General features: G+C 63.8%; 18 protein-coding genes. 7 read left to right on the forward strand and 11 right to left on the reverse strand.

Annotated features, from left to right (window positions below; genetic code table 11):
* Nucleotides 1-178: 178 nt before the first annotated feature.
* Complete coding sequence (locus U5A57_RS13230) at nt 179-451, forward strand: DUF4148 domain-containing protein (protein WP_321911476.1); 273 nt, start codon at nt 179-181, stop codon at nt 449-451.
* A 191-nt stretch (nt 452-642) separates the two neighbouring features.
* On the opposite strand, the gene U5A57_RS13235 is transcribed toward U5A57_RS13230, so the two are convergent.
* The 4 genes from U5A57_RS13235 to U5A57_RS13250 form a co-directional block, all read right to left on the reverse strand.
* A complete protein-coding gene (locus tag U5A57_RS13235) occupies nt 643-1,548 on the reverse strand; it encodes a cation diffusion facilitator family transporter (protein ID WP_321911477.1) in 906 nt (301 codons plus the stop codon).
* Between the two features lie 7 nt (nt 1,549-1,555).
* Nucleotides 1,556-2,623, reverse strand: coding sequence for a selenide, water dikinase SelD (gene selD / locus U5A57_RS13240; RefSeq protein ID WP_321911479.1), 1,068 nt, complete (start codon nt 2,621-2,623; stop codon nt 1,556-1,558).
* 99 nt (nt 2,624-2,722) lie between these two features.
* A complete protein-coding gene (locus U5A57_RS13245) occupies nt 2,723-3,505 on the reverse strand; it encodes an alpha/beta hydrolase (protein WP_321911480.1) in 783 nt (260 codons plus the stop codon).
* Nucleotides 3,502-4,536: a M14 family zinc carboxypeptidase gene (locus U5A57_RS13250; RefSeq protein WP_321911481.1), complete on the reverse strand. Its 1,035-nt coding sequence runs from the start codon at nt 4,534-4,536 to the stop codon at nt 3,502-3,504. The genes U5A57_RS13245 and U5A57_RS13250 overlap by 4 nt, the downstream gene beginning before the upstream one ends.
* A gap of 347 nt (nt 4,537-4,883) precedes the next feature.
* On the opposite strand from U5A57_RS13250, the gene phnC reads away from it, so the two are divergent.
* The 4 genes from phnC (at nt 4,884) to U5A57_RS13270 (ending at nt 8,671) form a co-directional block, all read left to right on the forward strand.
* Nucleotides 4,884-5,711: a phosphonate ABC transporter ATP-binding protein gene (gene phnC, locus U5A57_RS13255; protein WP_321911482.1), complete on the forward strand. Its 828-nt coding sequence runs from the start codon at nt 4,884-4,886 to the stop codon at nt 5,709-5,711.
* A 53-nt stretch (nt 5,712-5,764) separates the two neighbouring features.
* Complete coding sequence (phnD, locus tag U5A57_RS13260) at nt 5,765-6,742, forward strand: phosphonate ABC transporter substrate-binding protein (RefSeq protein WP_321911483.1); 978 nt, start codon at nt 5,765-5,767, stop codon at nt 6,740-6,742.
* Between the two features lie 8 nt (nt 6,743-6,750).
* Nucleotides 6,751-7,641 carry a phosphonate ABC transporter, permease protein PhnE gene (gene phnE, locus U5A57_RS13265; RefSeq protein ID WP_321911485.1) on the forward strand — a complete coding sequence of 297 codons (891 nt, stop codon included), beginning with the start codon at nt 6,751-6,753 and terminating at the stop codon, nt 7,639-7,641.
* 193 nt (nt 7,642-7,834) lie between these two features.
* Nucleotides 7,835-8,671 carry an EamA family transporter gene (locus tag U5A57_RS13270; protein ID WP_321911487.1) on the forward strand — a complete coding sequence of 279 codons (837 nt, stop codon included), beginning with the start codon at nt 7,835-7,837 and terminating at the stop codon, nt 8,669-8,671.
* Between the two features lie 15 nt (nt 8,672-8,686).
* On the opposite strand, the gene U5A57_RS13275 is transcribed toward U5A57_RS13270, so the two are convergent.
* A complete protein-coding gene (locus tag U5A57_RS13275) occupies nt 8,687-10,330 on the reverse strand; it encodes a PLP-dependent aminotransferase family protein (protein WP_321911489.1) in 1,644 nt (547 codons plus the stop codon).
* A gap of 127 nt (nt 10,331-10,457) precedes the next feature.
* On the opposite strand from U5A57_RS13275, the gene gabT reads away from it, so the two are divergent.
* Nucleotides 10,458-11,750 carry a 4-aminobutyrate--2-oxoglutarate transaminase gene (gene gabT / locus U5A57_RS13280; protein ID WP_321911491.1) on the forward strand — a complete coding sequence of 431 codons (1,293 nt, stop codon included), beginning with the start codon at nt 10,458-10,460 and terminating at the stop codon, nt 11,748-11,750.
* 132 nt (nt 11,751-11,882) lie between these two features.
* On the forward strand, nt 11,883-13,334 hold the full coding sequence (gene gabD, locus U5A57_RS13285) for an NADP-dependent succinate-semialdehyde dehydrogenase (RefSeq protein ID WP_321911492.1): 1,452 nt from the start codon (nt 11,883-11,885) through the stop codon (nt 13,332-13,334).
* Between the two features lie 82 nt (nt 13,335-13,416).
* On the opposite strand, the gene U5A57_RS13290 is transcribed toward gabD, so the two are convergent.
* From U5A57_RS13290 to cyoA, 6 genes are all read right to left on the reverse strand, one after another.
* The gene (locus U5A57_RS13290) at nt 13,417-14,034 is read right to left on the reverse strand and encodes a hypothetical protein (RefSeq protein ID WP_321911494.1); all 618 of its coding nucleotides are present in this window, start codon (nt 14,032-14,034) and stop codon (nt 13,417-13,419) included.
* Between the two features lie 1,291 nt (nt 14,035-15,325).
* Nucleotides 15,326-16,528 carry a 3-oxoadipyl-CoA thiolase gene (pcaF, locus tag U5A57_RS13300; protein ID WP_321911496.1) on the reverse strand — a complete coding sequence of 401 codons (1,203 nt, stop codon included), beginning with the start codon at nt 16,526-16,528 and terminating at the stop codon, nt 15,326-15,328.
* A 296-nt stretch (nt 16,529-16,824) separates the two neighbouring features.
* Nucleotides 16,825-17,151, reverse strand: coding sequence for a cytochrome o ubiquinol oxidase subunit IV (gene cyoD / locus U5A57_RS13305; RefSeq protein WP_321911499.1), 327 nt, complete (start codon nt 17,149-17,151; stop codon nt 16,825-16,827).
* On the reverse strand, nt 17,152-17,763 hold the full coding sequence (cyoC, locus tag U5A57_RS13310) for a cytochrome o ubiquinol oxidase subunit III (RefSeq protein ID WP_321911501.1): 612 nt from the start codon (nt 17,761-17,763) through the stop codon (nt 17,152-17,154).
* Complete coding sequence (cyoB, locus tag U5A57_RS13315) at nt 17,763-19,772, reverse strand: cytochrome o ubiquinol oxidase subunit I (protein WP_321911503.1); 2,010 nt, start codon at nt 19,770-19,772, stop codon at nt 17,763-17,765. Before cyoB ends, cyoC begins: the two co-directional genes overlap by 1 nt.
* 5 nt (nt 19,773-19,777) lie before the next feature.
* Nucleotides 19,778-20,671: a ubiquinol oxidase subunit II gene (cyoA, locus tag U5A57_RS13320; protein ID WP_321911505.1), complete on the reverse strand. Its 894-nt coding sequence runs from the start codon at nt 20,669-20,671 to the stop codon at nt 19,778-19,780.
* Nucleotides 20,672-21,039: the final 368 nt, after the last annotated feature.

Genomic DNA, 21,039 nt, shown 5'->3' on the forward strand with positions numbered 1-21,039 from the left:
AGCACTGCGCCCGCCCTCAAAGCCGCGCCCGCAAAGGCTTTCGCGGGTGCGGCGCAGCGATTGTTCCGGATTTTCGACAATTCCTTTCGCGTTGCGGCCGTTTATCGCAAACGGCTGCGCAACTACATTTGCTCCTGTCGCCGCGACTCACGTGGCACCAGTAGAAAAGGAGCAGATCATGAAACGCACTCTCGCAACCGCCATTGGCGCCACGCTCGTTCTCTCGCTCGCCGCTAGTGCTTCGGCTTTCGCACAGGACAACAGCGCTCCGAAAACCCGCGCCGAAGTCAAAGCCGAAATCGCCGCCGCGTATCGTGACGGCACGCTGCCCTCGTTGAACAAGACGAGCTACCCCGAGCAAAGCCTGATCGGCCGCACGCAAGCGCAACGCATCGCGCTGCAGGAAAGCCACGCGAACAATGCTCAACGCGTTGCGCAGGCTGGCGAATAAACCCGCAGGACGCATCGGCATTTCGATTGCAAGACGAAACACGTAGGAGTCCAATATGAACTCGACCGTACCTTCCGAACTCGAACAGTGGGACAACACCACGCCCGTGTGGACGCCGTTTCGGCATTGACGCTTGAAGCGCGGGAAGATGTGAAAAGGCCCGGCGGTTTTATAACCGTCGGGCCTTGGCGTTACCGGTTCACGAAATCCGGCTCGAAAAACACCCAGCGCACCGCAGGAAAGCGCGCCTGCAGATCGGCTTCGATCTCGTTGATCGCTTCAACCATCGTGCGGCTGTGGTCGTAGTCGAGCATTTCGCACTGCACGGCCACCATCACCTCCTTGCCCCATTGCAGGGTAATGAGGCTGATGATGCTGCGAATCTCGGGCCGCGCGCGCAGGAACAATTCGATATCGCGCCGCATTTCCGGGCTCGCCGATTCGCCCACGATCATCGACTTCACTTCGCGCGCGATGAACCACGAAATCAGCATGAGCAGCACGCCCACGCCGATCGAGCCGCACGCGTCCCATACCGGGTTGCCCGTGATGACCGTGAGCAGCACCGCGGCAAACGCAATGGCGAGACCCGCGAGCGCAGCGATGTCCTCGCCGGCCACGACGAGCAGGTCCGAGTCGCGCGTTTCGCGCGCCCAGCGCCATAGCGATTTCGTAGGAGAGCCTTTGCGGATCTCGCGCAGCGCGCCATAGAGCGAGAACGCCTCGAGCACGACGGAAATGCCGAGCACGACGAGCGCCACGTACACGAATCGGAGCGGCTCGCGCAGGATCAGACGATGCACGCCCTCGTATACCGAGAACGCGCCGCCCACGAAAAACAGCAGCAGCGCCACGAGCAGCGAATAGAAGTTGATCGCGCGGCCCGTGCCCATGGGGTGCAGCGGCGTGGGCGGCTCGCGCGACTGGCGCAGGCCGAAGAGCAGCAGCAGTTGATTGCCGCAGTCGGCCGTGGAGTGAATCGCCTCCGCGAACATCGAGCCCGAACCCGTGAACGCCGCGGCAGCGTACTTGCAGATCGCAATGCCCAGGTTCGCTGCGAGCGCATAAAAAATGGCTTTCGGCGAGTCTCCGCTCATACGGTCCTCACAGCGCTTCCACGCGCGCCGGGCCTTCGCTCAGTTCGCCGATCACGCGGGCGTCGCTAAAGCCTTCCGCGCGGAAGATCGCCAGCACTTCGTCCACGCTTTGCGGCGCGCAGGCCACGAGCAGGCCGCCCGAGGTTTGCGGGTCGGTGAGCAGCGTGCGCGCGCTTTCGGGCAGGCCGGGCGCGAGCGTGACAGCATCGCCGTATGAAGCCCAGTTGCGGCCCGAGGCGCCCGTGAATACGCCGTCATCGACGAACTTCTGCACGCCCGGTAGCCACGGCAGGTCGGCGTAGCGCACGCGCGCCGTGAGATTCGCGCCGCGCGCGATCTCGAGCGTGTGGCCGAGCAGACCGAAGCCGGTCACGTCCGTCATGGCGTGCACGCCCGGCAGTTCCGCGAGCGTCGCGCCGGGCTTGTTGAGCATCGTTGCGGCGGTCACCATGGCCCGGTAGCCGGCGTCGTCGAGAATCTCCTTCTTGAGCGCGGCGGAGAGCACGCCCACGCCCAGCGGCTTGCCGAGCACGAGCACGTCGCCGGCTTGGGCCGACGCGTTGCGCTTCACGCGCTCGGGATGCACCACGCCGAGCGCCGCGAGCCCGTAAATGGGCTCCACGGAGTCGATCGAATGGCCGCCCGCCACGGGGATGCCCGCCGCCGCGCACACGTCCTCGCCGCCGCGCAGCACCTGCGCGATCACGTCGTGCGGCAGCACGTTGATGGGCATGCCCACCAGCGCGAGCGCAAGAATCGGCTTGCCGCCCATGGCGTAGACGTCCGAAAGCGCGTTGGTCGCGGCAATGCGGCCGAAGTCGTACGGGTCGTCCACGATCGGCATGAAGAAGTCCGTGGTCGCGACGATCGCCTGTTCGTCGTTGAGCTTGTAGACGGCGGCGTCGTCGGCGGTCTCGGTGCCGACCAGCAGGTTCGGAAACGCGGTGGTGAGCGGCGTGCTGCGCGCGAGCAGCGCGGAAAGCACGCCCGGCGCGATCTTGCAGCCGCAGCCGCCGCCGTGCGAAAGGCTCGTGAGGCGCGGCACCGCAGCGCCGATGGCGGGTTTGTCGTTCATGTCTGGAATCGCCTTGAAAGTGCCGGATGAGTTTTCCTATTATGGGGCAATCGCCAAACGGGCGAGCGGGCGATGCGGGCGGCGCCGCTGCGCAGCCACTCAGACGCGCCCGGCGGCCTGGCCCGCGGCGTTCGCGGCCGTATCGCCCGCGTGAAGCGCATCGACGAGCCATTGCGGATCGTCGTGTGGCAGATCGTGCCCCGCCCACGGATGTTCCACATGCGGCGCGCCCCAGGCCCGCGCGAGCCTGGCCGAGCAAACGGGATTCACGAGCCGGTCGCCGCGCGACGACACCACGAGCACCGCACCGCGCGGCGCGCCGCGCGCCTTGAAGCGCGCCGCGGCAGCTAGCTGGCGTAGCGCGTTCGCGCGGCTCACGTGGGCGCCCGCGCGGATCTCGCGCCACGCTTCGAGGTCGGCGGCCAGCGTGTCGCGCCGCACACAGGTAAGGCCGTGGATCAGCGTCTCGGCAATACCGTTGCTGTCGTTGCCCTCCCAATACCGCGCCACGCGCGCGAGCGCGGGCCACGCCGAGGGCCGCAAGCGCTCGTGCACGCGGCTATGCGGCCGCATGCTCGTGTTCACGAGCACGAGGCGCTCGATCTCTCCGGGGTAACGCAGCGCCCACGCCGTCGCCACCATGCCGCCCAGCGACATCGCCAGCACGCGGTAAGGCGCGCTCGCGCCGCGCCGTTGCGCCTGCTCGCGCAGCGCGTCCACATAGGCGCCGACTGCTAGCGGCGAGCGCGCGTGCGCTTCGGTGCCGTTGCCCGCCAGGTCGATGGGCAACACGCCATCGCGCGCGGCGAGCAGCGTGGCAAACGCACCCCAATGGCGCGATTCGCGCGTGAGGCCGCGCAAAAGAATCCACGGTCCGCTCATGCGCCCGGCCTGTGATACCAGTGTGCGATCGCGCTTTGCAGCACCTGTTCGCGCGTCACGCCCTCGGGCAACCAGCGTTGCGACGAATACGCGGCGCGCGTGAGGAATTCGAACAGGTTTGCGTGACGCCGAAGCACGCGCGCCGTGCGATGCTGCATCACCGGATTGAACATGCCCTGGCGCGAGAAAATCTGGCGCGGATTCTTCTTGATCCATAGCCACGAGCCCAGTTCGAGCGTGAGCGGCAGGAAGATGTTGCCGGCGGGCGCGCGATCGTACGCACAGTCCCACAGGTCGCCGTGCAGCAAATATTGGTGGCTCTGCGGCTCGAACGTGTAGCCGTGATGCGGATGCGCGCGCTCGAACATCGTCTTGAGCACGTACATTTCAGGCAGATGTCTCATGAGCCGGCGCGTGCGCGCGTACGGGAACCAGATGCTGTCACTCCAGCCGTATCCCGAATGGCAGTCGAGCGCGAAAGAAAGCGGGCGCTGCGTGAGTTCTTCATCGACGATCTTCAGGAGCGCGCTCGCCTCGGTTTCCATGGCCGCGCCACGCCTGCCGCGATACCACGGCAGCCACGAGCCCACACGCTGTCCGCCCGCGAGAAAAGGCACACGTTCGTCGGCGTCCTGCGGCGCGTTGCGCATGAGATCCACGCCGTTGGGGTTCGCGCGCGTGGCGAGCCACATGCCGCCCGGATTGACGATCGGCGCGAGCACGATACGCACGGATTCGAGCTGATGCATGAGCAGTTCGTCCCACGCGAGACGCCCCACCAACGCGCGCATGTAGTCGAGCACCAGTTGCGAGCCGATGCGCTCGAGCCCGTGTATGCCGCCGAAAAAACCAATGGCGGGCGCGGCCGGATCGCGCGAGCCGATCGCCGCGACATGCAGCGCAAAGGTGCGGCCCCGCACTTCGACTTCGCCCGCGCTGCGAATGTCGAACCAGCGCGCGCCGGCATCGAGGATCGCCTTGAGGTCCTCGTATTCCGCGAAGCTGTCGGGTAAGAAGCTCAGTGCCTGCATATGGCGCCGGGTTTCGTCGCTTGTTTGGATGAGGCCGCCCAGACCGGGGCCGCGCTGGGCGGCCGCATTGTCTACAACTGCCTTGCGCCCGCCGCCCCTGTCGACAATGAGTCAGCAATAAGTCAGGAAAACCAGGGACAGCATGCGCGCTGCCCATCAATATAGCCGCTTCCTCCGATATTGAGCGTGACAGATGTTTGGCGTCATGCCTCTGTCACATCTCTCGCGATGTTTTCTCTGCACGCGGAGCCGCAAGACATGTAGTCGTCTAGACGTCGCGACACCTTCACTCAACCGTCACAGTCCCTTCCTAGAATGAGCCCTCGACTACACAGCGACGGATTGTTATGGACGCCATTCGCATCGAACGCCTCTCGAAAAGCTTCGACAGCGGCCGCAAGGCACTCGACGAAATCAACCTGCGCGTAGGCGTTGGCGAGATGGTCGCGCTGATCGGCGCATCGGGCTCGGGCAAATCGACTTTGCTGCGTCATATTGCGGGCTTTACCGCATCCGACCCGCAGCCTTCGCGCATCGATATCCTTGGTCGTCCTATTCAACAGGACGGGCGCATCGTGCGCGAAGTGCGCCGCATTCGCCGCGACATCGGCTTCGTGTTTCAGCAGTTCAATCTCGTCAATCGCCTCACGGTCGAAACGAATGTGCTGATCGGCGCGCTGTCGCGCTTGCCGTTGTGGCGACGCCTCACGGGCCGCTTTCCGCGCGCCGAGCGCGAGCTGATGCTCGCCGCGCTCGGTGAAGTGGGCATTGCGCACAAGGCCCCTGAGCGCGCCGCGAATCTCTCGGGCGGCCAGCAGCAGCGCGCGGCGCTCGCCCGCGCACTCGTGCAGCGCGCGCGCCTCATTCTCGCCGACGAACCGATCGCCTCGCTCGACCCCGCATCGTCGCGGCGCGTCATGGACATGATGCGCATGCTCAACCGCGATCACGGCTTGACCGTGGTCGTCTCGCTGCATCAGGTGGATATCGCCATGGAGTATTGCCCGCGCACCATCGCGCTGCGCGACGGGCGCGTGGTGTACGACGGCGCTTCTGCGGCGCTCACGCCTGCCCTGCTGCAACAACTTTATGGCAGCGCCGCGCGCGAACTGCTCGAGCCCGATGCCGCGCCTTCAGTTGCAACGCGCTTCGGCGCGCAGCCTCGCGCGGCGTAATCACTCAACCCATTTTCAACCCGCAACGTTTCCCCTCACCACGGACCGCCCCAATGAAACTGCTCCGCTCCATGCTCTCCTGGTGCGCCGCCGGCGCCGTCGCGTTTGCCTCGCTCGGCAGCGCGGCCGCTCACGCGGAAGACCTCAGCTTCGGCATCATCTCGACCGATTCGTCGGCGGTGCTCAAGCAACGCTGGCAACCGTTCATCGACGACCTGAACAAGCAGACCGGCCTGAACGTGAAGGCGTTCTTCGCCACCGACTACTCGGGCATCATCGAAGCCATGCGCTTCAACAAGGTGCAGATCGGCTACTTCGGCAATGCTTCGGCCATGGAAGCCGTGGACCGCTCGAATGGCGAGATCTTCGCGAAGGTGCTCTACGCGAACGGCGACACGGGCTACAAGTCGGTGCTCATCACCAACGTGAACAGCCGCGTGAAGACGATCGACGATGTGTTCAAGAATACTAAGGATCTCACGCTCGGCTGGGGCGACCCCAATTCGACTTCGGGCACGCTGATTCCGGGCTACTACCTCTTCGCGCAGCATGGCATTTCGGTGAACGCGACGAACTTCAAGACCGTGCTGCCGTCGAGCCATGAAGCGAACCTGCTCGCCGTGGTGAACAACAAGGTCGATATCGCCACCAACAACAGCATCGAGCTTTCCACGCTGCAGCAGAAGCACCCGGACCGCTTTGCGCAGGTGCGCGTGCTGTGGACCTCGCCGCTCATTCCGTCCGATCCGCTCGTGTATCGCAAGGATCTGCCTGAAGCCACGAAGCAAAAGCTGCGCGACTTCTTCTACCACTACGCGAAGACCGATCCGCGCGAGAAGAAGATCATGGCCGACATCACCGGCTATGCAGGCTTCGCGCCCGCCACCGACGCGCAGCTCCTGCCGATCCGCCAGGTCGCGCTGTTCCAGCAGAAGGAGAAGATCGCCGCCAACACGAATCTCTCCGACGACGACCGCAAGAGCCAGATCGCGGCCATTGACGCCAAGATTGGCGCACTCGCGAAGCAGTAATGGGCGCAATGGATTTCGACCGCTCACGCGCCGTGCGGCAGGCCGACGTTACCGAGCCCGTCGCCGGACCGGCGGCGACGCCAACCGCCGCCGCGCCGCAAGCGGCCCAAGCGGCGGCCGCCCTTGCGGCGAGCAAGCAGGCAGGCAAGCGCAGCTGGTCCTCGCTCGCGCTCTGGGCCATCGTGTTCGTGCTGCTCGGCGTGGCGTGGCGCGGCGCCGACATGCGCCCGCTCGACCTCTTCTCCGACTCCGCGAACATGGGCACGTTCGCGCGCGGCTTCTTCCCGCCGGACTTCACGGAATGGCGCACGTACGCCCACGAAATGTGGGTCACGGTCGCGGTGGCGCTGTGGGGCACGGCGCTCGCCATTGTCTGCGCGGTGCCGTTCGGGTTGATGTCGGCGCACAATCTCGCGCCCGCGTGGGTGCTGCATCCCGTGCGGCGTTTGATGGACGCGTGCCGCGCCATCAACGAGATGGTGTTCGCGATGCTGTTCATCGTGGCCGTGGGCCTTGGGCCGTTCGCGGGCGTGCTCGCCTTGTGGGTGCATACCACGGGCGTGCTCGCGAAGCTCTTTGCCGAAGCCGTGGAAGCCATCGACCCGCGCCCCGTGGAAGGCGTGCGCGCCACGGGCGCCTCGCCGCTCGACGAGATCGTCTACGGCGTGCTGCCCCAGGTCATGCCGCTGTGGATCTCTTACGCGCTCTACCGGTTCGAGTCGAACGTGCGCTCGGCGATGGTGGTGGGCATGGTGGGCGCAGGCGGCATCGGCGTCGTGCTGTACGAGGAAATCCGCTCGTTCGACTATCAGCAGACCAGCGCCGTGCTCATCATGGTGATCGTCGTCGTCACGGCTATCGATCTCATCTCCGCAAGACTGCGCGCGCGCGTGATCTGACGCCGCAGTTCGACCCAACGCGCACCTCCCCCGCGCGAGCCAGAACAGAATCCTGATAAAACGGCTCGCGCAATCTCTTTTCTGGCGATTTGTGGCAATTTGTGGCAATTGCGGGCAATCGGTGGAATAATCGCTTCCTTGCGGCTGCAACGGCCCGCGTCCGCCCTAACCCATCGAACCAATCCGCTGCCCCATGGCCAGTTTCGTCGTCCTGCTGGTCCTGCTCTCGGCGCTCATGCACGCGAGCTGGAACGCCTTCCTCCATCTTTCGGGCGACCGCCTCTGGCTGCTCGGCATGTTCTCGGTGCCGTACATTGTCGTGAGCGCGATCGGCGTGTGCGTGCTGCCGCTGCCCGCGCAGGCGAGCTGGCCGTACATCGCCGCTTCCGTGGTGCTGGAGTTCGTGTACTGCTTCACGCTGATCCGCGCGTATCGCAGCGGCGACTTCGGGCAGATCTACCCCATCGCGCGCGGGCTCTCGCCGATGCTCGTATTCGGCGGCGCGCTCGTGTTCGCGCACGAAGAACTGCATGCGCTCGCAGCCACGGGCGTCGCACTCGTTTCGCTCGGCATCATGTCGCTCGCCTTCCGGCGCGGCATGCGTTTTTCGGGCGAGAGCGTGCCGTACGCGCTGCTCACGGGCCTTTTCATCGCGATGTATTCGGTCATCGACGGGATTGGCGCGCGCCTCGCCGGCAACGGCATGAGCTACATCATGTGGGTGTATCTGCTCTGGAACGTCCCGCAGTTTCTCGTGGTCTGCAAGCTGCGCGGCGGCGCGGCGAAGATGTTCACGTCGAAGTCCGCCGTCGCGCGCGGCATGCTCGCGGGCGTACTCGCCCTCACGGCGTATTGCCTCGTGATCGAAGCGTTCCGCTTCTTGCCTATCGCGATGGTTTCCGCGCTGCGTGAGCTTTCGTCGATCTTCGCCGTGCTGATCGGCTGGCTGTTCATGAACGAGAAGCTCACGGCGCGCCGCATGGTCGCGTGCGCGCTGGTCACTTGCGGCGCGGTGCTGATCCGGCTGTGATCGGCCCGTAGTCGCTCACACGAACGCGGGTAGCGTCGTATCGATCGCCTCGGCCAGCGTTTCGAACGCCGGCGCGATTTCCTCATCGGGCACGCACGCATAGCCGATCAACAAGCCCGGGTTCGCGCGCTCGCGCGACGAGTAATACCCCGAAAGCGGCCGCACGACGATATTGCGCGCGAGCGCGGCTTCGGCCACGGCGCGGTCGTCGCTGCCTTCAGGCAATTGCATGACGACGTGCAGGCCAGCGTCGCCGCCCATGGCGGGCAGCGCGTCGCCGTAGCGGCGCGAAACGGCGTCGAGCAGCACCTGGCGGCGCTGGCCGTACAGCGCGCGCATCTTGCGGATATGCGAGGTGAAATGCCCCTCGGCGATGAACTCCGCAAGCACGGCCTGCTGCAGCAATTGCCCCTCGCGATACAACTCCGCGCTCGCGGTCGCAAAGCTTTCCGCGAGCGCTTCCGGCGCGACGAGATAGCCCACGCGCAAGCCCGGAAACAGCGTCTTGCCGAAGCTCCCCACGTAGATCACCTGCCCCGCCGTATCGAGCCCCTGCAAAGAGGCGAGCGGGCGGCTGCCGTAGCGGAACTCGCTGTCGTAGTCGTCCTCGATGATCCAGCACTGGTGCTGGCGCGCGTACTCGAGCAGCATGCGGCGGCGCGCGAGGCTCATCACCATGCCGAGCGGATACTGGTGCGAAGGCGTGACGAGCATGAGCCGCGGCGGCGGCGCAGCGAAGTCGTCGGGCGACGGGTTGAGGCCCTCGCTGTCCACGGCGATCGGCCGCGTATTGAGGCCCGAGACGTGCAGCACGCTGCGCACGCCCCAGTAGCAGGGGTCTTCGGTCCAGATGGTGTCGCCGGGGTCGGAGAGCAGCCGCACGGCCAGGTCCACCGACTGATGAATGCCCGTCGTGATGATGATCTGCTCCGGCGAGCAGCGCACCGAGCGCGAGGTGCGCAGGTAGTCGGCGAGCACGTGGCGCAGCAGCGCGAGGCCGCCGCCAGGCGCGTAGGTCAGCAGGTCCGGCCGCAGGCTGCGCCAGTACTTGCTGTGCAGACGCGTCCAGACGCGCGAGGGAAAGCGGGAGACATCGGGCACGCCTGGCATGAACGCGCCGCCCTGACGCTTCGACACGCCCGCGCTTCCGATCAGGCGCGCGCCGCGAACCGAGAGCGAGCGCGCCGCGGGGCGCTGCGAATGGCCGGCGGCGACGGTTTCCGGGCCGCTTGCCGCTGGAACGCCAGACGCCACCGCAGCGACGGGTTCCGTGCCGGGCACGATCTGGCTGTTAGTTGCAACTGTCCCGCCATGCGGCACGGCTCCTGAAATATCGCTATTTTTCCGCGTCTGAATAGAGCCAATTTCCGTCGCCCCCACGATCTCGTCGGGCGACGTATCGGCCACGAAGGTGCCACGCCCCGTGGCCGACGTGACATAGCCTTCGAGCACCAATTGTTCGTAGACCTGCGTCACGGTATTGCGCGCAATCCCCAACTCCGCCGCCAGCAGCCGCGACGACGGCACCCGCGCGCCGGCTGGCAGCTCGCGCGAAAGGATCGCCTGCTGCAGCAGCTTGTGCAGTTGCCGGTACACCGGCTGGGCGCTGCCGCGGTCGAGCCGTTGGGCCAGCCAATCGGAGAGAACACTCGCACGCATCGAAATTGGCTCCTAAATATTGCACTGAATGGCTCTGAAATTTAGAGCCAAACGTGAGTATAGTCGCGACATGGACTGTTTGCCGGTCCGCCAACCAACCCTAGAACTGACACCGATTCCACAGGAGATGAACGTGAGCAAGAACGCCGATCTGCAAAGCCGCAAGAACGCCATTACCCCGCGCGGCGTGGGCGTGATGTGCGACTTCTACGCCGAGCGCGCTGAAAACGCCGAGCTGTGGGACGTGGAAGGCCGCCGCTTCATCGACTTCGCCGCCGGTATCGCCGTGTGCAACACGGGCCACCGCCATCCGAAGATCGTCGCCGCCATCAAGGCGCAGCTCGACCACTTCACGCACACGGCCTACCAGATCGTGCCGTACGAGTCGTATGTCTCGCTGGCCGAGAAGATCGCCCAGCGCGCACCGGGCAGCTTCGCCAAGAAAGCCGCGTTCTTCACGACCGGCGCCGAAGCCGTTGAAAACGCCGTGAAAATCGCACGTGCCCACACGGGCCGTCCGGGCGTGATCGCCTTCGCAGGCGGCTTCCACGGCCGCACGCTCATGGGCATGGCGCTCACGGGCAAGGTCGCTCCGTACAAGCTCGCGTTCGGCCCGTTCCCGGCCGACGTGTACCACGCGCCGTACCCGAATTCGGTGCACGGCATCAGCACGGCTGACTCGCTCAAGCACATCGAAATGCTGTTCAAGGCCGATATCGATCCGAAGCGCGTGGCCGCGATCATCTTCGAACCGGTTCAAGGCGAAGGCGGCTTCTACCAGGCGCCGGCAGACTTCGTGCGCGGCCTGCGCAAGATCTGCGACACGCACGGCATCCTGCTGATCGCCGACGAAGTGCAAACGGGCTTCGCGCGCACCGGCAAGCTGTTCGCGATGGAGCACTACGACGTCACGCCTGACCTCATGACGATCGCCAAGAGCCTGGCCGGCGGCATGCCGCTGTCGGGCGTGGTGGGCCGCGCGGAAGTGATGGACGCCGCAGCGCCGGGCGGCCTCGGCGGCACGTACGCGGGTAACCCGCTGGCCGTGGCGTCGGCGCACGCCGTGATCGAGATCATCGAAGAGGAAAAGCTCTGCGAGCGCGCCACGAAGCTCGGCGACAAGCTCAAGGCCAAGCTCAACGCGATGAAGGCCGACGTGCCGCAAATCGTCGACGTGCGCGGCCCGGGCGCGATGAACGCCGTGGAGTTCTGCAAGCCCGGCACGAACGAAGCCGACGCCGACTTCACCAAGCGCGTGCAAACCGCAGCGCTGAACCGCGGCCTGCTGCTGCTCGTGTGCGGCGTGTACTCGAACGTCGTGCGCTTCCTGTTCCCGCTGACGATCCAGGACGCCGTGTTCGACGAAGCGCTCGCGATCCTCGAAGAGTCGATCAAGGAAGCCGTGGGCGTGCCGGCGTAAGCCTTCACAACTTTGAGGCCCGCGTGCAGTGGACTATGACGCGGGCCATCCACGAAACGGCACACCGGCGCTTGCCGCTGTGCCGTTCGTCGTTCTAAACGAATCGAATCTACGCCTACCGGGAGCTCGGGCATGAATCTGAAAGACGCATCGCTGCTGCAAACCAACGCCTATATCAACGGCGAATGGCAAGGCGCCGAAGACGGCGCAACGTTCGAAGTGAAGAATCCCGCCACTGGCGCTCTGATCGGCACGGTGCCGCGCATGGGCGCGGCCGAAACGCGCCGCGCGATCGCCGCCGCCAATGCCGCATGGCCCGCATGGCGCGCGAAGACCGCGAAGGAGCGCAGCAGCATCCTGCGCAAATGGCACGACCTGATGATGGAAAACGCCGATGACCTCGCGCTGATCCTCACCACGGAACAAGGCAAGCCGCTCGCCGAAGCGAAGGGCGAAATCGGCTATGCCGCGTCGTTCCTCGAATGGTTTGCAGAGGAAGGCAAGCGCATTTACGGCGACACGATCCCCACGCCCGCCAACGACAAGCGCATTGTCGTGACGAAGGAACCGGTGGGCGTGTGCGCCGCGATCACGCCGTGGAACTTCCCCGCCGCGATGATCACCCGCAAGGTCGGCCCCGCGCTCGCGGCAGGCTGCCCGATCGTGCTCAAGCCCGCCGAAGCCACGCCGTTCTCGGCGCTCGCACTGGCCGTGCTGGCCGAACGCGCTGGCGTGCCGCGCGGTATCTTCAGCGTGGTGACGGGCGACCCGAAGGCGATTGGCGGCGAACTCACGAGCAACCCGACCGTGCGCAAGCTCTCGTTCACGGGCTCGACGCCGGTGGGCCGCCTGCTCATGAGCCAGTGCGCCTCGACCGTCAAGAAGGTCTCGCTGGAACTGGGCGGCAACGCACCGTTCATCGTGTTCGAAGACGCCGATCTCGATGCCGCTGTAGCCGGCGCCATCGCATCGAAGTATCGCAACAGCGGCCAGACTTGCGTGTGCACGAACCGCTTCTATGTGCACGACGCCGTGTACGACGCGTTCGCGGCCAAACTGCGCGACGCCGTTGAAAAGCTCAAGGTCGGCCTCGGCACGGAGGCCGGCGTGACGCAAGGTCCGCTCATCAACGAAGCGGCCGTGCTGAAGGTGGAATCGCATATCGAGGACGCGCTCGCGAAAGGCGCCCAGGTGATCGCAGGCGGCAAGCGCCATGCGCTCGGCCACGGCTTTTTCGAGCCGACCATCCTCACCGGCGTCACGCCCGCGATGAAGGTTGCGCGTGACGAAACCTTCGGTCCGCTCGCGCCGCTGTTCCGCTTCTCGTCGGATGAAGAGGTGATCAGGATGGCGAACGATACCGAGTTCGGCCTCGCCGCTTATTTCTACAGCCGCGATATCGGCCGCGTGTGGCGTGTGGCCGAAGCGCTCGAATACGGCATGGTGGGCATCAACACCGGCCTGATCTCGAACGAAGTCGCGCCGTTTGGCGGCGTGAAGCAGTCGGGCCTGGGCCGCGAAGGCTCGCACTACGGCGTGGATGACTACGTGGTCATCAAGTACATGTGCATGGCGGGCATGTAAGCCCACGAAAAAAACGGGCGCCTTCGCAGGCGCCCGTTCGGATCGCACAAGCCGGCGCCACTATGCGCCGGCTTTTTTATGCTTACTGCGCGGCGCCGGCCGGCGTCACCTGCGTCGCGTAAGCGGAAACGAACACGGCGTGGATCGTGTCGCCGACCTTCAAGGTCTTGAGGTCGATATCGGGCGTGGCCTGGAGCGTGACGGTCTGATACGCGCCGCGCAGCGTCACTTCACGTTTCTTCGCGTTGATATGCTGTACCGTGGCCTGAACTTCGACCTGACGCGCGGCGTCGTAACCCGACGACGCGGGCAAATAGACATTGGTATCCACGCGCTTGCGAATGCCCTTGTCCTTGCCCGTGACCTTTTCGGCGGTCACGAGCAGTGCGTTCTTGTAGAGCACGTCGACCGTGTCGCCCACGTTCAGTTGATCGAAGTTGCTCACCTGCTGACTGAGTGCGATATCGACTTCATTGCCTTGCGGGCCGCGCAGCTTGACGACGCGCGCAGCGCGATCGATGCCGACGATCTTCGCGTGAATATGCACCGGCTCTGCGTTGGCGATCACTTCCTGCGCTGCGCTGGCAAGCGCACTTTGCCCTTGCGGCGCCGACGCGGGCGCGTCGTTTTGCGCGAACGCCGCCTGCGAAATGCCTACGCCCACTACCCATGCCGCCGCCAGAATCGCTGCCTTCGTCATTCGCATTCTCCTCATCAAACCGGTTTGAATTGACTGCCATATTTGCATCGGCGTGTGGCGCCGAAGTGCGACCGATTCTACGCGCGGCGCCTAAAACGGGGACGCTACGTGGCCGGAAGCGGATCAAGCGATCGGCAATGAATACGGATGATTTCCCAAGGGTTTGCGGGTACTCAAATTCCTCCGAGATTGCGCGTTGAAACGAAGCGCGTATTTATTGCGTAGCGCGAAATACTTTTTTCGCACGGCTTTGCAGTGTGCATTGACATGTGCTTAACGTATAGCAATGCGGGAAGCAGCCGGAAACGTTTCCACACTAGACGGAAGCGTTTTCATAGCGATCCCGAAATCTCTCCATTATTTAGGTATCCATATTTTTTACACCTGTTTTTCAGCACTATTTCTGTCATTTAGTCAGAATACTTGCCGCTGACCGAGATAATTTTGATTGATTGCACGACTATCTTCACGAAAAGAGATGCGCATCGACGCAGTGCACCAGCGGATGGCGGACCGATATGAGTGGAATCCCTTACGCCGCACACGAGATTGCCCAGCCAGGATGCAGGAGAGCCATGTCGCGGGCTTTTGTAAGTTGGCATACCAAACGTCCAGCACTGTCGTGCAACCGCAACGAGAGACAACACCAACAGACTCGATACAGCACTTACAGACGATTACACATGGGGCACACCTTGCGACCGGTGCTGCTCATACAATCGACGCGTCGAAAGCGTTAGGGAGACAAACGTGAGAAAAGCACGAACGATCATTGCAACGGTGGCCTGCTTGCTGGCTTGCGCTTCGGCTACGGCTTATGCGCACGGAGGCGGGAACGGCGGTGGCAGCGGTGGCGGGAACGGTGGTGGAAACGGCCATGGCGCCGCGTTGGGCGCGGGTGTTGGCCATGCGGATGGGATGTCATTTGGCCATATGAGCCACACGGGGTTCAGCAACACGAACAGCCACGTTTCGGCGGACCGTGACAAGGGACTCGCGCGAGCGGGCGACCGGGCGGGACATCACGCGCGCGGCCACAGTCTCCATGCGGACGGAAGATCGGCAAGCCATATGAGCGAGCGGGGCTTGAGCGAAACCAACAGCCACATCTCGGCGGACCGTGACAAGGGCGTCGCCAGAGCGGCAGACCGTTCGGCGTTGCCGTCGCTGCCGCACCTGGCCGACCCAACCTGAGCAACACCGCCCCAAGGAAAAACCAGGGCGCACAGCACAACAAAAAAGCCGCGGATCCAATCGATCCGCGGCTTTCGCGTTTCAGAGCGACCGAAAATCAGACACGCTCGATAGCAATCGCAATCCCCTGTCCCACGCCGATACACATCGTGCAAAGCGCGAAGCGCCCTTGCGTGCGATGGAGCTGATACGTGGCGGTCGTCACGAGCCGTGCGCCGCTCATCCCAAGCGGATGCCCAAGCGCAATCGCGCCGCCATTAGGATTGACACGAGGATCGTCATCGGCAACGCCGAGCATGCGCAGCACAGCGAGCCCTTGCGAAGCAAAAGCTTCATTCAACTCGATGACATCGAACTGATCGATGGTCATGTTCAGACGTGCGAGGAGCTTCTGCGTAGCGGGCGCGGGGCCGATGCCCATCACACGCGGCGCGACGCCGGCCGTTGCGATGCCCAGCACGCGCGCACGCGGCACGAGCCCGAAGCGCTTGGCGTTTTGCTCATTGGCGAGCAGCAGCGCACAAGCGCCGTCGTTCACACCCGAAGCATTGCCAGCCGTGACCGAACCGTCCGGGCGCACGACGCCCTTGAGCTTGGCCAGCGCTTCGAGGCTCGTCTCACGCGGATGCTCGTCACGCGAGAAAACAATCGGATCGCCCTTCTTCTGCGCAATCGTCACCGCGACGATCTCCTGCGCCAGCGTGCCGTCGGCCTGCGCGCGCGCCGCCTTTTGCTGGCTGCGAACCGCAAACGCGTCTTGATCGGCACGGCTCACGTTGTAGTCGACCGCGACGTTCTCGCCCGTTTCCGGCATCGAGTCCACGCCGTATTGCTGCTTCATCAGCGGATTGACGAAGCGCCAGCCAATCGTCGTATCGTAGATCGCGGCGTCGCGAGCGAAGGCGCTCGCCGCCTTGCCCATGACGAACGGCGCGCGGCTCATGCTTTCCACGCCGCCCGCAATCATCAGCCCCGTTTCGCCGGACTTGAGCGCACGCGCGGCGATGCCCACAGCGTCCATGCCGGAACCGCACAGGCGGTTCACCGTCGAGCCCGGCACGGCTTGCGGCAAGCCAGCCAGCAGCGACGACATGCGCGCGACGTTACGGTTGTCTTCGCCCGCCTGGTTCGCACAACCGTAGATGACGTCGTCGACCGCCGTCCAGTCCACGTCCTTGTTGCGCTCCATGAGCGCCTTGAGCGGCACGGCGCCGAGGTCGTCGGCGCGAACCTGGGCAAGCGCGCCCGCGTAGCGGCCAATAGGCGTGCGAATCGCGTCGCAGATGAATGCTTCCGTCATGTGAGTCTCCTTTCGATCGCAAGCTCTTGATGCGATCCCATGCCAAGATGATTGAGATTGACGGACTGCGCGGGCGAAAATGGGAGATCGAACGCGCACGTCCTCGTGCGATTTGTTCGACTGTCGAACCAATGATCGTTAATCGAACAATTTGACGGCCATAATAGGCGCGTCCCGGGACGGGTGTCAAGCACGCGGACAAGTGGCGCCAAAAGCGAAAAAGCCGCACAGGGAGGGTGCCCGTGCGGCTTCGCGAGTTCAGGCGGGCGCGAAGCGCCGGCCAGTGGGACAAAGGCTTAACGCGACATCATGTGCATGCCGACGTTGTGCATGACCCAGATCGTGCCGAAGATCAGGAACGCGGCGGCCAGCACCGTGTACGCGAGCGACAGCACGTTCCAGCCCTGCCCCGGCGACGTGTTCAGATGCAGGAAGAACACGAGGTGTACGACCACCTGCACAAAGGCGAGCACGGCGATCGCGATCATGGCCGTGGTGGCGTCGAGCGAGCCGTGCAGGACAACGCCGAATGCACCGGCAGTCAGCAGCACCGAAAGAAGAAAGCCCGCCACATAGCTGCCGAGGCTGCCGTGCGACTCTGCATGAGCATGAGATTGAGCCATTTAGAGCACGCTCCCCAGATAGACAAAAGAAAACACGCAGATCCACACCACGTCGAGAAAGTGCCAGAAGAGGCTCAGGCACGTGAGGCGGCGGATTTCCTGCTCGCCAAGCTGCCGCGCGCGAACCACCTGGATCATCATCACGAGCATCCACACGAGGCCAAAGAACACGTGCAGGCCGTGCGTGGCGACAAGCGTGAAGAACGACGAAAGGAACGCGCTGCGCTGCGGGCCGGCGCCTTCTGCGATCAGGTGCGAGAACTCGCGCAGTTCGAGCACGAGGAACGACGCACCCAGCACGAAGGTGACAGCGAGCCAGCCGAGTACCATGCCGTTCTTGCGCTGCTGCGCGCCGAGCATCGCAAAGCCGTATGTGATGCTCGAAAGCAGCAGCACGGCCGTTTCGAGCGCAACACCCGGAATATCGAACAGGTCCTTGCCCGTCGGGCCGCCCGCGAACTGGTGACCCAGCACGCCGAACGTGGCGAACAGCGCCGCGAACAGCACGCAGTCGGTCATCAGGTAGACCCAGAAGCCGAATACCGAGTGCGACTCAGGATGATCGTGGTGATCGAGTTCGGCAAGGGTTGCCGCATTGGTTTTCTGCAACATCAGATTGCCTCCTCGGCGACCAGATCACGCTTGGCCACGGCGACGCCGGTGCCGAAGCGCCGTTCCTCGATCTCGCGGACCTTCGCGGCCGGAATGTAGTAACCGTCGTTCTTGCCAAAGCTCTTGATGATGATCGTCAGCACAATGCCGACGAAGGCGAGCACCGCAAGCCACGTGATGTGCCACACGGCGGCAAAGCCCAGCACGAGGCTAAGAATGCCGATGATGAGGCCCGCCGCCGTGTTGGACGGCATATGGATGTCCGTGTATTTCGCGGCGAGCCCGTACCCGCGGCCCGTTTCCTTCATATGCGCGAAGGCGTCGATCTCTTCAACCTGCGGAATGACCGCGAAGTTGTAGACCGCCGGCGGCGAGGACGTTGCCCATTCGAGCGTGCGGCCGTCCCACGGATCGCCATTCACGTCCTGGCACTCAGCCTTGTTGCGGTTCACGAAAGCCATCACCCACAGCAGGACCTGCAACACGATACCGAGCCCGATGATCGCTGCACCAATGGCGGCAACGACGAAGTACGGATGCCATTCCGGCACGTCGTAGTGATTCGTGCGGCGCGTGGCGCCCATGAAGCCGAGCACATAGATAGGCACGAAAGCCACGTAGAAGCCGATGAACCAGCACCAGAACGACGCCTTGCCGAGCTTTTCGCTGGGCTTCAGGCCAAACACCTTCGGGAACCAGTACTGCAGACCCGCGAGGTAACCAAACACCACGCCGCCGATAATGGCGTTATGGAAGTGCGCGACGAGGAATAGCGAGTTGTGCAGCACGAAGTCCGCACCCGGAATCGCCATCATCACGCCGGTCATGCCGCCGATCGAGAACGTCACCATGAAGCCGATGGTCCAGAGCACCGGCGCGGTGAAGTGGACGCGGCCGCGGTACATCGTGAACAGCCAGTTGAAGATCTTCACGCCGGTTGGAATGGCGATAATCATCGTCGCGATGCCGAAGAACGCGTTGACGTCAGCACCGGAGCCCATCGTGAAGAAGTGGTGCGCCCACACGAGGAACGCCAGCACCATGATCGCGCACGAGGCGTAGACCATCGTCTTGTAGCCAAACAGCGGCTTCTTGCAGAACGTGGCCATCACTTCCGAATAGATGCCGAACGCAGGCAGCACGAGGATGTACACCTCGGGGTGGCCCCACGCCCAGATCAGGTTCAGATACAGCATGGCGTTGCCGCCGCCGTCGTTCGTGAAGAAGTGCGTGCCGACGTAGCGGTCGAGGCCGAGCAGCGCCACGGCGATCGTGAGGATCGGGAACGTGGCCATGATGAGCACGTTCGAGCACAGCGCCGTCCACGTGAACACCGGCATCTTCATGAGCGTCATGCCCGGCGCGCGCATCTTGATGATCGTGACGAAGAAGTTCACGCCCGTGATCAAGGTGCCGACGCCAGAGAGCTGGACCGCCCAGATGTAGTAATCCACCCCCACGTCCGGACTGAACTGCAGCTCAGAAAGCGGCGGATACGCAAGCCAGCCCACCTTCGCGAACTCACCGATCACGAGCGAGAGGTTAATGAGGATCGCGCTGAACACCGTCATCCAGAACGAGAGCGAGTTCAGGAACGGGAACGCCACGTCGCGCGCGCCGATCTGCTGGGGCACGATAAGGTTGAAGAAACCGACCATGAGCGCCATCGCCATGAAGAAGATCATGATGACGCCGTGCGCCGTGAAGATCTGGTCGAAGTGGTGTGGCGGCAGGTAGCCGGGCGAATTGAACGCCAGGGCCTGCTGCACGCGCATCATGACCGCGTCGGTGAAGCCGCGCACGAGCATGAGCACCGCCACGATCATGTACATCACGCCAATGCGTTTGTGGTCCACGCTGGTGAGCCACTCGGTCCAGATGTACTTCCACTTGCCAGTCACCGTAACGAGACCGAGCGCGCTGATCACGATCAGCGCCATGAACGCCGCCGCGATCACAATGATGGGCTGATCGAACGGGATCGCCTCTAATGTGAGTTTTCCGAACATGCTGCTTACCCCTTGGTCACGCAAGACGGGTCGAAATTCGTGACGTGCCCGTTGTTGTACTTCGCGATGATGTTATTGAAGAGCTTCGGGTCGACGGTCGAGAAGTACTGCACCGGCGCTTTCTCCTGCGGCTGCGAAACCGTTGCGTACTCGTCCATCGAAAGCTGGGTGGACGACGCCTTCACCTTCTGCACCCACGCGTCGAAGTCCTGCTGGCTCGTGGCGAGCGTGCGGAACTTCATGTCCGAGAAGCCCTTGCCGCTGTAGTTGGACGAGAGACCGTCGAAATCGCCGGCTTCGTCGGCGATCAGGTGCAGACGCGTTTGCATGCCCGCCATGGCGTAGACCTGGGTGCCCAGCTGCGGGATGAAGAACGAGTTCATCACCGCGTCCGACGTGATGCGGAAGTTGACCGGCGTGCCCACCGGCACGGCAAGCTGGTTCACCGTGGCGATGCCGAGGTCCGGGTAGATGAAGAGCCACTTCCAGTCGAGCGCGACGACTTCGACGTTGATGGGCTTCACACTCGACTCCAGCGGCTTGTACGGATCGAGCTCGTGCGAGGTGCGCCACGTGAGGATGGCGAGGAACAGGATGATCGCGGCCGGAATGGCCCAGACCACCACTTCGATCACCGTGGAGTGGGCCCACTTCGGCGCGTAGGTCGCGTTGCGGTTCGAAGCGCGGTAGCGCCACGCGAACACGAGCGTCAGGATGATGACGGGCACCACGACCAGCAGCATGGCCCACGTGGCCGTGAGGATGAGCGACTTCTCGGCCGCGCCCACGCTGCCCTTCGGGTCCAGCACGGCGAAATTGCCGCTGCACCCCGCAAGAGAAACGAGCAGCCCGCTGCCGAGGGGGATTAACCACCTTTTAAAGGCTTTTCTGTCTTTCATGTTTGCCTGTTCTTCCGTTGTCCACCAAAACGCGAAACACCCAACACATTTGCATCGCAAATTCGCCACGCAAAATGCACCCGTATCGTATTCAGCGCGATTCTACGGAAAGCACCAATCTCAAAATTTGATCTTTGCTAAGGATTCGCGAGCGGGACAAAGCTCGCCCAGGCAAGCGCGACGGAAAGCCGCAATTATCTTTCTAATAGCTTTCATCTCGCAAACGACCACGGTGCGGCGGTTTCAGCGCGACACCCAGCGCGCGCGCAGGCAAAGGAGGGGATCGAAGCGATGCGCGGTGCGATCGATGAATTGTCAGAAAATATGCCAATTCATTCGAATTTCGACGTCGCTTTTATCCTGATTTT

This window comes from Paraburkholderia sp. J11-2 (assembly GCF_905220185.1).
Lineage (GTDB): Bacteria > Pseudomonadota > Gammaproteobacteria > Burkholderiales > Burkholderiaceae > Paraburkholderia.

Bases quoted from the DNA above. Each gene is read 5' to 3' on its own strand.
- U5A57_RS13230 (WP_321911476.1), top strand. From the start codon at position 179: ATGAAACGCACTCTCGCAACCGCCATTGGCGCCACGCTCGTTCTCTCG.
- U5A57_RS13235 (WP_321911477.1), bottom strand. From the start codon at position 1,548: ATGAGCGGAGACTCGCCGAAAGCCATTTTTTATGCGCTCGCAGCGAAC.
- selD (WP_321911479.1), bottom strand. From the start codon at position 2,623: ATGAACGACAAACCCGCCATCGGCGCTGCGGTGCCGCGCCTCACGAGC.
- U5A57_RS13245 (WP_321911480.1), bottom strand. From the start codon at position 3,505: ATGAGCGGACCGTGGATTCTTTTGCGCGGCCTCACGCGCGAATCGCGC.
- U5A57_RS13250 (WP_321911481.1), bottom strand. From the start codon at position 4,536: ATGCAGGCACTGAGCTTCTTACCCGACAGCTTCGCGGAATACGAGGAC.
- phnC (WP_321911482.1), top strand. From the start codon at position 4,884: ATGGACGCCATTCGCATCGAACGCCTCTCGAAAAGCTTCGACAGCGGC.
- phnD (WP_321911483.1), top strand. From the start codon at position 5,765: ATGAAACTGCTCCGCTCCATGCTCTCCTGGTGCGCCGCCGGCGCCGTC.
- phnE (WP_321911485.1), top strand. From the start codon at position 6,751: ATGGATTTCGACCGCTCACGCGCCGTGCGGCAGGCCGACGTTACCGAG.
- U5A57_RS13270 (WP_321911487.1), top strand. From the start codon at position 7,835: ATGGCCAGTTTCGTCGTCCTGCTGGTCCTGCTCTCGGCGCTCATGCAC.
- U5A57_RS13275 (WP_321911489.1), bottom strand. From the start codon at position 10,330: ATGCGTGCGAGTGTTCTCTCCGATTGGCTGGCCCAACGGCTCGACCGC.
- gabT (WP_321911491.1), top strand. From the start codon at position 10,458: ATGAACGTGAGCAAGAACGCCGATCTGCAAAGCCGCAAGAACGCCATT.
- gabD (WP_321911492.1), top strand. From the start codon at position 11,883: ATGAATCTGAAAGACGCATCGCTGCTGCAAACCAACGCCTATATCAAC.
- U5A57_RS13290 (WP_321911494.1), bottom strand. From the start codon at position 14,034: ATGACGAAGGCAGCGATTCTGGCGGCGGCATGGGTAGTGGGCGTAGGC.
- pcaF (WP_321911496.1), bottom strand. From the start codon at position 16,528: ATGACGGAAGCATTCATCTGCGACGCGATTCGCACGCCTATTGGCCGC.
- cyoD (WP_321911499.1), bottom strand. From the start codon at position 17,151: ATGGCTCAATCTCATGCTCATGCAGAGTCGCACGGCAGCCTCGGCAGC.
- cyoC (WP_321911501.1), bottom strand. From the start codon at position 17,763: ATGTTGCAGAAAACCAATGCGGCAACCCTTGCCGAACTCGATCACCAC.
- cyoB (WP_321911503.1), bottom strand. From the start codon at position 19,772: ATGTTCGGAAAACTCACATTAGAGGCGATCCCGTTCGATCAGCCCATC.
- cyoA (WP_321911505.1), bottom strand. From the start codon at position 20,671: ATGAAAGACAGAAAAGCCTTTAAAAGGTGGTTAATCCCCCTCGGCAGC.